9 protein-coding genes are annotated in these 13,842 nt (G+C 47.1%); 1 reads left to right on the top strand and 8 read right to left on the bottom strand.

Going from position 1 to position 13,842, the window contains the following annotated elements; genetic code table 11:
- Window positions 1-55 precede the first annotated feature (55 nt).
- Genes MMB75_RS08470 through MMB75_RS08460 form a run of 3 tightly spaced genes read right to left on the bottom strand, consistent with a single transcriptional unit; the run spans window position 56 to window position 3,654 of the window.
- Complete coding sequence (locus MMB75_RS08470; RefSeq protein WP_016820535.1) at window positions 56-763, bottom strand: hypothetical protein; 708 nt, start codon at window positions 761-763, stop codon at window positions 56-58.
- A 55-nt stretch (window positions 764-818) separates the two neighbouring features.
- Window positions 819-1,232 carry a DUF350 domain-containing protein gene (locus MMB75_RS08465; protein ID WP_014599569.1) on the bottom strand — a complete coding sequence of 138 codons (414 nt, stop codon included), beginning with the start codon at window positions 1,230-1,232 and terminating at the stop codon, window positions 819-821.
- A gap of 52 nt (window positions 1,233-1,284) precedes the next feature.
- Window positions 1,285-3,654 carry an endonuclease MutS2 gene (locus tag MMB75_RS08460; protein WP_045243980.1) on the bottom strand — a complete coding sequence of 790 codons (2,370 nt, stop codon included), beginning with the start codon at window positions 3,652-3,654 and terminating at the stop codon, window positions 1,285-1,287.
- A gap of 153 nt (window positions 3,655-3,807) precedes the next feature.
- Here MMB75_RS08460 and MMB75_RS08455 point away from each other — a divergent pair, with 153 nt between their 5' ends.
- Window positions 3,808-4,167 carry a phage holin family protein gene (locus MMB75_RS08455; RefSeq protein WP_016820537.1) on the top strand — a complete coding sequence of 120 codons (360 nt, stop codon included), beginning with the start codon at window positions 3,808-3,810 and terminating at the stop codon, window positions 4,165-4,167.
- 149 nt (window positions 4,168-4,316) lie between these two features.
- Here MMB75_RS08455 and MMB75_RS08450 read toward each other — a convergent pair whose 3' ends face one another.
- From MMB75_RS08450 to MMB75_RS08430, 5 genes are all read right to left on the bottom strand, one after another.
- Window positions 4,317-6,341, bottom strand: a complete 2,025-nt coding sequence (locus tag MMB75_RS08450; protein WP_045243981.1) for a DNA repair protein — start codon at window positions 6,339-6,341, stop codon at window positions 4,317-4,319.
- Between the two features lie 208 nt (window positions 6,342-6,549).
- A complete protein-coding gene (gene pheT / locus MMB75_RS08445; protein WP_017426637.1) occupies window positions 6,550-8,997 on the bottom strand; it encodes a phenylalanine--tRNA ligase subunit beta in 2,448 nt (815 codons plus the stop codon).
- Window positions 8,998-9,025: 28 nt separating this feature from the next.
- Window positions 9,026-10,057 (bottom strand): phenylalanine--tRNA ligase subunit alpha, encoded by a 1,032-nt coding sequence (pheS, locus tag MMB75_RS08440; protein WP_016820540.1) that lies wholly within the window; start codon window positions 10,055-10,057, stop codon window positions 9,026-9,028.
- A 448-nt stretch (window positions 10,058-10,505) separates the two neighbouring features.
- A complete protein-coding gene (abc-f, locus tag MMB75_RS08435) occupies window positions 10,506-12,356 on the bottom strand; it encodes a ribosomal protection-like ABC-F family protein (RefSeq protein ID WP_045243982.1) in 1,851 nt (616 codons plus the stop codon).
- A 361-nt stretch (window positions 12,357-12,717) separates the two neighbouring features.
- Window positions 12,718-13,755, bottom strand: coding sequence for a pectate lyase family protein (locus tag MMB75_RS08430; RefSeq protein WP_277507550.1), 1,038 nt, complete (start codon window positions 13,753-13,755; stop codon window positions 12,718-12,720).
- Window positions 13,756-13,842: the final 87 nt, after the last annotated feature.

Genomic DNA, 13,842 nt, shown 5'->3' with positions numbered 1-13,842 from the left:
TTTCTTTGATTTAACATGCCCGTATTGAGCTGGGACCTATCCGGGGAATTGCCATTTAATTATTGGAAATACCGCTGAGTTTCTCCAGCATTCGCAGTCGGTCATTCTCTGACAAAGTCTGCTGAACATGGAAGCAGCTAGGACACACATAAACATTCAAGACGAACGGCAAGTCCAGAACAGGTTTGCCGAGCACCGGAGACATCGATGGTTCGAAGCCCTCTCTGGTTACGGTTTGCGAACCCGCATGCAGCATATACTCTCCACATTGGGAACATTCAAGAACCTCATCTTGTCTGTCGAGTAATTGTTCAGCACCTTGCTCATAAGCCATTAGATCCGCACCGCTTTCTTCGAATTTTTGTAAAGTATGCAGCACAGGCAGCTTATGAAGCTCATTATCCTGCAATAACGGTGCATCAGCTGGCTTTTCAGATACGATTTCATCCTCTGCCTCGTATAAAATATCCTGCTCCTCATCATCGCCGAGCTGAATACTTAATGTACGATAACCCTTGAGGTCTTCTTTTCCATGAGCGCCGAGCGCCGGACTTACAGAAACCGCATGATCGTGTGTCGCATCTTCATGCCCATCCGTATGTCTGTGAACAGATGGAGAAACTGACTCAGACTCCTCTTCGTCATCGGCTATGTCTGAGTATCCTTTCAGATCATTATGGCAATAAGGACACTCTTCTTCAGGTCCTAATTCTTCATCCCAAATAATTTCCATGTTACACCATGGACAAATAGTCATTTCCAAGCTTTATCATCCTTCCGTTCCGATGCGTATACCAAGCTTTAGTATACAGGATGTGTCAAGTTACACTCGCACCAATCACATACGACAACGATATTGAAATAATCATAGAGAACAAGCCGACCGCACGGTTATCTTCTTTAATCTCTTGATCGATAGAAAATACCGGTGTCAGAAATTCAAAAAGAAAGTACGCCGCAAGTAGCAGTAAAAAACCAACGAATGACCAGATCATCGTATCATATACGCTGGATTTAGCCTCCATCGCAAAGCGGAGCACGTTGCAAATACCAAACATTTTCCCACCCGTTGCCATGGCTACCGAAACATTGCCTCGCTTGATCTCTTCCCAACATTTATAACGGGTTACCAGCTCAAAGCAGGACAAAAATACAATCAACTCCAGCACCGCCACGGAGAAATAACCCAGCATCATCCCCAACGGATGTGATAGCAATTCATCAATCGCCATCTTCACCTCGTCCCTCCCGTTCTACCAAGCGTTCTCGGTCAGCAACCCATATCTATTCCAATTCAGCAACCGTTACACCCGTGCCGCCTTCATTGTAGTTACCGATACGGTAGCTTTTCACATGCTTATGCTTGCGAAGGTACTCCTGAATACCAGTTCTCAGGACCCCCGTACCTTTGCCGTGAATAATGTATACCTGACCCAGATTGGCTAAAAACGCTTCATCCATGAAGCGGTCCACTTCCATCAGCGCTTCCTCCACGTTTGCCCCCCGAAGGTCAAGTTCACTTCGCACGTTATCATCCCGTGTCCGCTTAACGCCAGTCACTGACTTTTGGACCTTTGGAGTAGTCGTTGGGGCTGGTTGCAGCAGCTCCAGATCATCCAGACTGACCTTCATTTTCATGATACCCAGTTGAACGATAGCTTCCTTGCTGCCAGTTAGTTCAACCACATGGCCTTTTTTATTCAGACTGTGAACTGATACTTCATCGCCAGCCATGATGGAACGAGTACGCGGAGTCGCCGGACGTTTGACTGTACTTTTCTTGCGTTGTTTCGGTTCTGCTTCATCCAGTTCTCTACGAGCTGCAATCAGCTTGTGCTCCTTAACCGAGGCTCCCTCTTCCTGAGCCAATTTACGCAAATCCGTAATGATTTTCTCTGCTTCACTACGAGCCTTATCCACGAGAACTCTTGCTTCGTCTTCGGCCTTTTCTAGCATACGGTCCCGTTGTGACTCCAGCTTATCTAGCTCGGTCTGATGACGTGTACGCAATACTTCCATTTCCTTACGCAGCTGCTCTGCTTTTTCCCGTTCTTGCTCAGCGGTCAAACGGTTCTGCTCCAGTGACGCAATCATGTGCTCGACGCGCTGGTCTTCTTCGGTTACCTCACCACGGGCATAGTCTAATATACGTCCTGGTAATCCCAATCGCTCGGCAATGGCAAAAGCGTTACTTCGCCCAGGTACACCAACCAGAAGGCGGTAAGTCGGGCTTAATGTAGCGACATCAAACTCCATACTTGCATTAATAATTCCTTTGCGCTCATAGGCATACGCCTTCAATTCACTATAGTGAGTCGTCGCCACCATGCGGCAACCCAGAGCATGTATATGCTCCAGAATAGATACAGCCAGGGCAGAACCTTCTGCCGGGTCCGTTCCTGCTCCCACTTCGTCAAGCAATACAAGACTTTTGGGTGTCATATTTTTCAAGATGCTAATAATATTGGTCATGTGACTGGAAAATGTACTCAAGTTTTGCTCAATGCTCTGCTCGTCACCAATATCGGCATAGATTGCATCAAACACGCAGAGCTGGCTTTCATCCTCAACAGGCACAAACAGTCCAGACATCGCCATCAAGCTTAGCAGACCTATAGTTTTCAGGGTAACGGTTTTCCCCCCTGTGTTCGGTCCGGTAACGATAATGGAGGTGTACGAATTACCCAGTTCCACATCTATGGGAACGACCTGTTCCAACGGAATTAGAGGGTGTCTACCCTTTTTCAGCTTCAAGTACCCGCGATCATTCATTAAGGGCAGCGTTGCCTTCATTTCACGAGCGAGACGAGCTTTCGCAAAAATAAAATCAAGATTGCCTAAAATATCCACATCATACAGCAACATATCCGCTTGTTCTGCGACAAGTGCGGTCAGCTTTTGTAAAATGACTTCAATTTCACGCTCTTCTCTCAGCCTGGTTTCCCTCAGCTTGTTGTTCATGGCCACGATGGATTCTGGCTCGATAAACAAGGTTGCGCCAGACCCGGATTGATCATGCACAATTCCGCCAAAATAAGAACGGTATTCGGCCTTGACCGGGATGACAAACCGATCTCCACGAATCGTAATCAACTGATCCTGAAGCATTTTGGACACAGTTGAGGAACGAATCATGGAATCCAGCTTTTCACGAATACGCACTTCACCGGAGCGCAGTTCCCGGCGAATTTGTGAAAGCTCTGTACTGGCAGAATCCAGTACCTCTGCATTTTCGTCAATACAGCCTTTAATGGAGTTTTCCAAACTTCTTTGTTCCGAAAGTTGCTCACTCCAATACAGCAATGTTTCAACCGGATTTTCCTCATGCAGACTTGTTACATACACCTGTATACGGCGTGCAGCTTGAACCGTTGTCCGAATACCATGTAACTCCTGCGGACTTAACGTTCCTCCAATACGGGCACGCTTCACCGTAGGAGTGATATCCACCACTCCGTTAAATGAAGGCACTCCTTTCAGCCGATCAGCAGCATAGGCCTCATCCGTACCTTTTAGCAATTTCTTGATATGCTCCAAATCATCGCTGGGCTGTAATTGAAGGGCTGTCTGTTGTCCCGTTGCCGTTTGGGCATAGTGACTTAGTTTATTTAGAATTTTTTGATATTCAAGGGTTTTAAAAATTTTAGAGTCCAACTTCACTGCTCCTTTCACTTATATCTATATTATACCGAAAGCAGCAAACTTACGCTATTTGCCAACTCTGCTTTACACATAAGAAAGCTCTTCATGCCACACACTAACCTTTGTCTAACCCTGTTAATTCAAAAAAACAAAGGAGGTTATTCCGTGAGCATTCTTGGGCACATTGTACGTTTCATCGTTGCCGCTCTGGTTCTGATGGTCGTAAGCTGGATCGTTCCCGGATTTAGTGTAGGCGGCTTTTGGAGTGCGCTGATCCTTGCCATTGTCATTGCCTTGATTGGCTATATCGTCGAGGCGATATTTGGTCGACGCGTTTCTCCATTTGGACGCGGTATCGTTGGTTTCCTAGTGAGCGCTCTGGTTATCTGGGTCGCTCAATATGTCGTGGCCCATGTTAGTGTTTCGATTATGGGCGCATTGCTCGCTGCATTGGTTATCGGGATTATCGATCTCTTCATTCCGGTATCGACACCATTTGAAGCCGGGCGCAAGGAAGGGAAATAATTTCGGCAAACACTTCCAGCATAGCTGTCCCGAAGCAGATTCATCTGCCAAAGGACAGCTTTTTGTCATTTATACTTCTTAGCGATACCATAAACAAACAATCCCCGGCCATGAGCAGCCGGGGATTGCCTTACATTTATAATCCGTATCTACTGATCCTGTTCGATAAGCTCAATCCATTCATTATACTCGGTTTGAAGCTTGGTGTATTCTTCCTTTAGTTGACGTAATTCTGTTGAAATCTTCTCTGCATTTTCTCGGTCTACGTCCTGTTGTACTTGTAGTAAACGAAGCTGATGAGCCGCCATTTCATATTTTTGACCTACTTCATCTAACTCAGACTGCAAGGCCATGCGTTCCTGCTCTATGGACTGCTGTTCTGCCTTTGCGGTGTTGGCAGCTTCAACCGCGGAACGAATCTCCTCCTGAAGCTGTTCTTTTTGTTCAATCGTTACCGCTATTTCCCGTTCCCAAGAAGCAAATTCTTCCTTGCGGGCAGCATCTTCAGCTTCCAAACGTTCCGCTTCAGCCTTCAACTGATCGTATTTAAGCTGCCATTCCACAGAGGCCTTCTCAGCACGTTCCAATTCACTTTGCCGGTCATGATTTTCCTGCTGGAGTTGCTTAATATGTTGCTCCAGCTGTCCAGCTCGGCTCTTCATGCTTCCATATTGCTCCTGAAGCGATTGATACGCCTTCGCACTCTCTTGCTCTCGGACTTGGGCTTTCTCAAGCTCGTCCTGAACACGAATCAGCTCAGGCGACAGCTCCTTGATTTTCGCTTCAAGTTGAACCAGCCGTTGCTGTTGTGAAGCATATTTATCATTAGCAGCCTCAACCTCAGCCACAGTCTGCTGTAGTTGTTCCTCTGTCGCTTCCTTCTGTTCACGCGCTTCCAGCAGGGAAAGCTCCAACTCATCGGCTGCCAACTGACGTTCTTCTGCAAGCTTCTTCCATGCCTTCTCACTTTCAGCCAGCGTAGCCAGCTCGCTTTGCAGCTTGCGAGAAGATACATGAGCTTGCTCCAGCAGCTTCTGCATCCGGCGCTGCTCTTCCTCCAGCTTAGCCGCCTGCTGCTGCGTAGCCTTGGCTTCATTCACCAACTGATCATATCTGCTTTGCAGTTCTTCACGCGCAAGCGTGTTTGCCTGCTCCCGCTCTGTTGCTGCCTGTTGCTGTGTTTGCAGTTCAGCCTCCAGCTCGGACTGTTGTTGCTCCAATGCTGCAGCTTGCTCTTGAGCCTTCTCCAGACGAGAAGAAAGCTCTGCATTTCCTGCTTGTACTTGTTCTAATTGCTCCTGAAGCTCCTCCATCCGAATCTCCTGCTCCAGTGCAGCTTCTTCAGCACGTTTCTGCGCTTCCTCATGCTGGAGCTTTTCCTCATTTAGAGCCAATTCAGCCTGTTTACGTTCCTGCTCCAGCTGCTCATTCAGCCCGGAGCATTTGATCTGCCATTCGCTTATCTTCTGGCTATGCTCTTGCTGCAAAGTAGATCGCAAATTGTCCAGCTCTATACGTTTTCGCTCCTGATGAGCCTTTTCCGCAGCGGAAAGCTTAGCTTCAGCCTGTTTAGCCGCTTCGGCTATTTCCTTCTTCAACTGCTCTTCTGTCTGCCGGACACGCGCATTTGCAGCCTCTTGCTGCTCTTTCAGCTTACGAGAAGCCTCTTGACGAGATTCTTCCAATTCACGCTTAGCTTGTTTTTGTGCATTTTCAAGTTCAGCCGCTTTTTTCTCCTGCTGTTCAAGCTTTGCCCTTAGTTCGGCAATTTCCTTGGCTGATGTAGATTCGGTCTCCACCAGTTTCTTCTGCGTCGTTTCTTTTTCTTCCCTCAATTGAACAAGGGCTTGGTGCATATCTGTATTTTTCTGCTGTTGTTCCCCTAGAGCCGTCTGGAGTTGGGCCAGATCTCCCCGGAGCTCCGCCCGTTCCGCTGCCAAGCGGTTCATATGGCTCTGAATCTCCTGAATTTGTACAGCTTCTTCAGCCATATGAACCGCAGCCAGCACGGCAATTCGGGGCATATCCAGACGCGAATGTGCTTGAGAAATGCTGTGCATACGTTCATCTACGTAATTAGCAACCTGCTTCATATAATCGCTATTGCTGCCGACAAGTTTATAAGAAGTACCGTAGATCTCTACAGTGACGCGAGTACGATCTGGTGTAGTCACAATTATGCCCTCCTTCAATACTACTGTATGTTGATTCTAAGGTGTATCCGGTACTAGGGTAACCCGCCTTCCGTGAAGCGTTCAACCTTATTAGTCCGGCTTCCCCGCAGCGGGTGAATATCAGAGTAGAGAGCTTCTATGATGATAGGCCAAAAAGCCGTATCGAACCTCTGTCACTAAGATTCGATACGGCTTCCCGCATTTCCTGCTACTTTCTCAATTCCGCTCCAAAAGTTTGTTCTAGAGACGTAACGACAGGAGAATGCGCCGCATTAATCTCTTCATCCGTCAACGTATGCTCCCAATGACGATAGGTCAGGGAAATAGCCACGCTCTTCTTGTCTTCACCAAGCTTGCTGCCTGTAAATACATCAAACACCCGTGCATCCTGCAACAGTTCTCCGCCTGCAGCGTGAATAACACGAAGCAGTTCACCTGCCTCAACGTCTTTATTCACCACGAGGGCAATGTCACGTTCCACGGACGGGAAGCGAGCCAGCTCTCTGAACTGAATATGGGAGTTTGCATGCTCAACGAGCTGTTGCAACGCGATTTCAGCTACATACGTATCGTTCAGCCCATAGGACTGTTGCAGTTCAGGATGAATCTGCCCAACTGTACCGATCCGTTGGGAGTTTCCGTTCACATCCAGCCATACCGAAGCGGAACGTCCTGGGTGGTAGCTTTGCGGCTGGTCAGCCACATAGCGAATGCTGGCACTTAGTCCAAAATAGTCGAACACTGTTTCAAGCGCACCTTTAATATCAAAGAAGTCAACCTTTTCGGCTCCGATGTTCCATTGTTTTTCACGGCGCACTCCAGTCAGCAGCAGACTCAGCACTTGAATTTCCTGCGGCTGGCGGGTTAATGTTTGCTCTTCTGTATAAAATACAGTTCCCATCTCAAAAATCGCCAGATTATCTTGCTTCCGATTCATGTTGTACACCGCTGTATCCAGCATTTGCGGAATGATGCTTGTACGCAATACACTACGGTCTTCGCTCATAGGCATAGCCAAACGTACCGGATGGCTGCCTTCTGTCAGAGCATTAAATAAAGCTGTGCTTTGCGGATGCACAAAAGAGTAACTGATCGTTTCCTGCCAGCCACCATGAGCCAGCAATCTGCGCAAGGAACGACGCAGGGACTGCGATGCCGTCAAAGCTCCTGGAGTTGTCGGTCCCTCAATAGGCGTGGTTGGGATATTGTCATAGCCATACAGACGTGCCACTTCTTCGATTAAGTCCACATCAATGGTAATATCTCCACGACGTGTAGGTACTTCAACTTCCAGCACCCCTTGTTCTGCATCGCCACATCCAAAATGAAGTCTACCAAGAATCGTCTTCACCTCAAGCAGGGACAGTTCGGTTCCCAAATATCGGTTTATTTTATCTAGCGACAGCTTGATAATGTGGTTTTTAGCTTTTGCAGAAGCAGACTCTACGATGCCCTGGTGTACAGTGCCCCCTGCATAACGCTGAATCAGCGCAGCTGCACGATTTACAGCAGGTATAACAGCTCCTGGATCAACCTCTTTTTCAAAACGCAGACTTGCTTCCGAACGCAGTCCCAGTTGGCGGGATGTTTTACGAACGGTACCGCCGTCAAACTTCGCAGATTCCAACGCAATGCTAACCGTCGCATCCGTAACCTCAGAATTGGCTCCACCCATCACGCCTGCCAATGCAATCGGCTTTACACCGTCTGTGATCAACAGCATATGTGGTTCCAGCTTACGCTCCTGATTGTCAAGTGTAATCAAAGTTTCGCCTGTACGAGCAAGTCGCACCTCAATATTTCCATTTTCCAGCTTATCCGCATCAAAAGCATGCAACGGCTGACCATATTCCAGCATAACGTAGTTCGTAATATCTACGATATTGTTTATCGGACGAACACCTGCCGCCATCAGACGGTTTTGAATCCATAACGGTGAAGGGCCCACTTTAACACCTGTGATATAACGCGCTGCATAGTGTGTGCACAGTTCAGGAGTATCCACCTTAACGGACAAGTGATCTGCCGCAGCATCGCTAATTTCCACCAGATCCTTAGCAGGGTCAGCGAGCGAAATGTCACGTCCTAGAATGGCACTTACTTCATATGCAGCTCCATGCATGCTCAGGCAATCCGAGCGGTTGGGTGTCAAATCAAAATCCAGCACCTGATCATCCAGGGCAAGCAGCTTCGTAATTGGCGTACCAATTTCAGCATCCTCTGGCAGCACCAAAATGCCTTCCTGCAATTCTTTTGGCAATAGCTTATCATTCATGCCCAGTTCTTTGGCCGAGCAGATCATGCCCATGGACACAACACCACGCAGCTTGGCCTTTTTAATATGAAAATCTCCTGGTAGCTTGGCACCTACAACTGCAACAGGAACCTTTTGACCTGCATCCACGTTCTTGGCACCACACACAATTTGCAGGTCTTCTCCCTGACCCGCATCGACAATACACACATTCAGCTTATCCGCATCCGGGTGCTTTTCCTTGCTTTTGACATAGCCTACAACGACGCCAGTAATTCCTTGGTTACGATGTTCAACTTCATCAATTTCAATGCCCGAACGGGTGATTTTTTCTGCTAGCTCCTCCGCACTCACTTGATCCAGTGATACATACTCGGACAGCCACTCGAATGATACTTTCATATGGGTTCACTTCCCTTGATATAGTTGTTTATTGACGCGCAAACTGCTTCAAGAACGACAGATCGCTGTTATAAAAATGGCGAATATCGTCAATGCCGTATTTCAAAATGGCTATCCGTTCTACACCCATACCGAATGCAAAGCCACTGTACACCTCGGGATCAAAACCACCCATTTCCAGCACTTTCGGATGCACCATACCACAGCCCAAAATTTCAATCCACACGCGCTCGCCGTTTTTCTTCACAAAAGTCACGTCTACTTCAGCACTTGGCTCGGTGAACGGAAAGAAGCTTGGGCGCAAGCGGATTTCGGTCGATTCCCCGAACATTTCGCGTGCAAATTGCAGCAAGGTTCCTTTCAAATCACTCATACGAATGTCTTTTCCAATCACAAGGCCTTCAATTTGGTGGAATTGGAAGGAATGCGTTGCATCGTCATCATCACGTCGGAATACCGTACCCGGACAAATCACCTTAATAGGCGTTTCACCCTTCATCGCCTCCATCGCGCGAATCTGAACTGGTGACGTATGAGTACGCATCAACAGATCCTCGGTCAGGTAAAATGAATCCTGCATATCACGTGCCGGGTGGTTTTTAGGCAGATTCAATGCTTCGAAGTTATAATAATCGGTCTCTGCCTGCGGTCCCTCAGCCACTCGATATCCCATACCTGTAAAAATATCCTCGATTTGCTCGATCACTTTGTTAAGTGGGTGGAGCCCGCCTTGCGGCATTGCGCGTCCAGGCAACGTAACGTCGATTTTTTCTGCTTGCAGGCGCTCATTCGTTTCTGCTTTCGTGAACTCGTCCTGCTTACGGTTAACGACCTCTTCAATCGCCTCACGCACCTCATTGGCTACCTGGCCAACAACTGGACGCTCTTCCGCACTCAGCTTGCCCATACCGCGCAAAATTTCGGTCAGTGCACCCTTTTTACCCGAATATTTAACTCGTAGATCAGCCAGCTCCTTGGGTGTTTCCACCTTCTCCAATACTTCCAGTGCTTCTTCCTTCAAGGCCAGCAAATGTTCCTTCATTTGGATGGTTTCGCTCATCGCCTGTTCAGTCCCCTTTCTTCATATCCAGCTTTTCAGACAACAAAAAAAGGTCTTTTCTCCCGAAAAGGGACGAAAAGACCGTGGTACCACCCTCGTTAGACAATGAAGTTCAGCTACCCGATGCGTTGCCTTGTGGCAATCAGTACGGGGGTTCATTCATGCTATGCATCATCATCTCGCTCTGCACGTTGTAACGGTCGTGAACCGGTATCCCCTACTTGCACAACCGCCATTTACATGACGCTTGAGGTTCAAGGAACTGCTCCGGAGCGAACTTCAACAGCCCAATATTTGCAGAAACGCTCTCAATCCTACGGCGCTTCCTCCCTGTTCAATCGGACACTGCCTACTCTTCTCCATCAAGACATTTTCTAAATACGAACTATTGTTCATTATTATATGCAAACTACTGCACTTTGGCAAGCAGCGCCTATATTTCATTCCTTCAGATATCGGGATCATTCAACTGATCCAGCTTGGCACGAATGCGCCTGATATCGCTCAAGAGCTCCTCATTTGCTTCACTCGTCCCCGTCATTCCCATCAGTTCGGTAAGACGCAGCTGTAATCGTAGACGTTCCTCCCGCTCTCCCTGATCCTTGGGCTCTCGGATGCTTCTCCGTTCATCTTCTTGTTTTTCGTCGGCCGTCCCCTCGTAGATTTCATATCCGCCCCCCGGCTGCATATCGAGTAATCGAGTTGCCGTACAACGCACCAGCTCCCGGTCATGCGAGACGAGTACCAATGCCCCATCATATCGGCGTAAAGAGTCCTCTACAATTTCACGGGTTTCAATGTCAAAGTAATTCGTCGGTTCATCCAGCACCAGCAGATTGGCTCCACTAAAGTACAGACGCAGAAAAGCTACCCTGCATTTTTCTCCCATACTGAGCGTTCCGATCCTTTTGAATACATCCTCTTTGGCAAATAAAAAACAGCCCAGCACCGTTCTCGCTTCTGTTTGGGTCATGGTTGGGAGTGCAAGCAGACTGTCGAGCAACGTCTGATCCTCTGGAAGCTGCTCCAACTCCTGTGAAAAATACCCGATATTCAACTGTGGGTTGGCTGTGATTTTTCCCGTCTTCGGTTCAAGCTGACCTGTTAATAACCGAAGCAGCGTGGTTTTGCCAATTCCATTGGGTCCTCGAACAGCCAAACGATCCCCACGTGCAACGTTCAGATTTAGATTTTTCACGATGACATGGTCGTCGTAGCTAAAGTCAACCTGCTCAGTACGCAGCAAATATTTAGCCTGAAACCCGCTGTCATTTAATTTCATGTGCAAAGACGGAGCTTCACGTGGTTGCTCTATCCTGTTAGCCTCCAGTCGCTCCAATTCCTTCTCCTTTGCATGATAACGGGAAATATTTTTTTTAGCCTTGGCCTTGTAAAAGCTCTGCGTAATGGCCATTTCAACCTTGGATGCGCTGCGATGCGCCTGATGAAACCATTCCCTGTAATTTCGAATCGTTTCCTCCAGCGCCTGTCTCGCCAGTTCCTGCTTCCGATAGCTCGCCTCCTGCTCTCGCAGTTCCCGCTCCTTCTGCGCTTTATATTCCTTATAACCACCTTTATAGCGCTCAATACCTGTGGATGTAAGCTCAACTATACTCGTAGCCACCTGATCCAAAAAGGCTCTGTCATGCGATACAAACAGCAGTGTTCCAGGATACGAGGACAGCCACTGCTCCAGCCAGAGCATACTTTCGGCATCCAAATGGTTGGTTGGCTCATCCAGTACCAGCAGCTTGGGCTGCCTGACCATCAGGCCAGCCAGTCGTACTCTCGTCTTCTGTCCGCCACTCAGATCACCATAAGCAATGGACCAGGTCTGTGTAGGCATTCCCATTCGGGTGAGCGCCTTTTCCACCTCAGACTCCCAAGCAAAGCCTTGCAGGCGTTCGTATTCATCCATCAGCTCGCCGTAACGCTCCAGTTGCTGCTCCATATCCTTACCAGCATCGGCTAGGTCAGCTTCCAGCTCTCCCAGCGTTTGCTTGAGACGCCAATGCCGAGGGCTGGCCTGCTGTGCGGCCTCCAGTGCGGTTCGAGACCTATCCACTGTATCCTGCTGCTTCAGCCAGCCTCGCTCTTCCATGGGCAAATCATATTCTACTTGACCGGAGGTTGGCGCTTCATCTCCCAGCAATATTCGTAATAACGTTGTTTTACCGGCTCCATTCCTCCCAAACAACGCGAGCCGTTCTCCTTCCGTCACATCCATCGACACATTCTCAAATATAGATGTCCCGTTCCATTCCTTGACTACATTGCGAACTCGCAAAATGGTTTTCATACCACGATCATCCTTTCCCAGCCCGGTTTTTACACCGGAAGCAATAAAAAAAGCCGCAGAAGGCTGCGGCTTGCATACAGGAAAATAGAATGACTGCTATGAATTATTTCAGAACATATGCATATGAAAAATAACACCGCGAACGAAAAAAACAAATCCCGTTTCGGAAATATACGCATACGTCCCTACTTTCATTTCAGACACACTTCTCCCGTTGCAGCTTGCAGCCGCCTGCCAGTAACGTGCAGTTGAGTGGGAAAATCAGTGTGCTTACTTCATCGGACGTATGGTTACCTTCCTTTTTATGGGATACTTACTTGCAGTCAGTATAGCAGATCACAGTATTTTTGCAATACCAGTTTTATTTTCCAAATACCAACGTTGTATTGGACGAACCTGCATACTTAGTTACAAATTCTTTAGTATATTCAGGGGTTTGAACTTGATAACGGTAGTTCTTGCTCGGATTCCATCGGGTCACAGGCGATTTTTGGTTGGTGATGGCTGGAAAACTACCTACATCTTTAAATTCACCATTGGCTTTATCATTCAGAATACCGCCCTTTTCACTACCTTTTCCAAAATAATTATTTTCGGAATAAATTCGTGCATTGGTTGCTATTGTGTAAGCCAACTGAAAATTATTAATATAATTATTTTTCACATGGAAATATCCATATCTCATCAGACCTGGACCGCGTACAAGTAAGTTTTCAAAATAATTATTAGCAATTGTAATATGCGGCATGCCATCATAATTTTTATTGCTGTCATCTGGATAACCCAGAATAAGGCCATATTTATGATTAGCAAATTTGGAGTTGCTAATGGTTACATAATCAGCCGATTGCCCTATGTACAAAAGCTTGTCCAGATCCGAGCCATTTGCATTATAATTATGACCTGCAAAAGTAACATGATCAATCCAATAATTTGTGCCCGCAGTAAGATATAACTGGATATCATCATTACCATTAATGCTGGCGCTGTGCTCAAAAGTTAAATTTTGAAAGATCACATTTCCCGAGTTAGCTGTTGTTTTCAAATGAATATTGATTAGCTTATTTTGCGCATAAGAGCCGATTAGCGATTTGTTGGAACCAATATTGATCACGGTTTTAGAAGAAGCAGAAATATTCTTTTCGATGACCAGAATTTTAGGTGTTGAGTCCCCTAGCTGATTTTTCAATTCGTTTAGATTATTGATATAGATGACCTGACCATTTTTGCCCCCTGTTGTAGCAGGCTTTGAAGCTCCCGTTTCGCTTTTAGCCTGTCCAGCAAAACCAATCATGCCATTCGTCGACGTATTTGGGAAATCAGTCGCAGCGAACGTAGCACTTGCTGAAAAAGTAAAAAACACAAAGGCTAAAGCTAAAAGAAAAGAGATTTTTCTCATCGCAGCTACACCATCCTTTTTTTATATTAAATTCCAATTACGAGACTATACTTTTTTCGCAAAATGGTAAATAGTTCTTTTTATCTG

The organism is Paenibacillus sp. P2(2022) (assembly GCF_029522175.1).
Lineage (GTDB): Bacteria > Bacillota > Bacilli > Paenibacillales > Paenibacillaceae > Paenibacillus > Paenibacillus polymyxa.
This window is presented reverse-complemented; position numbering and strand designations above follow the sequence as displayed.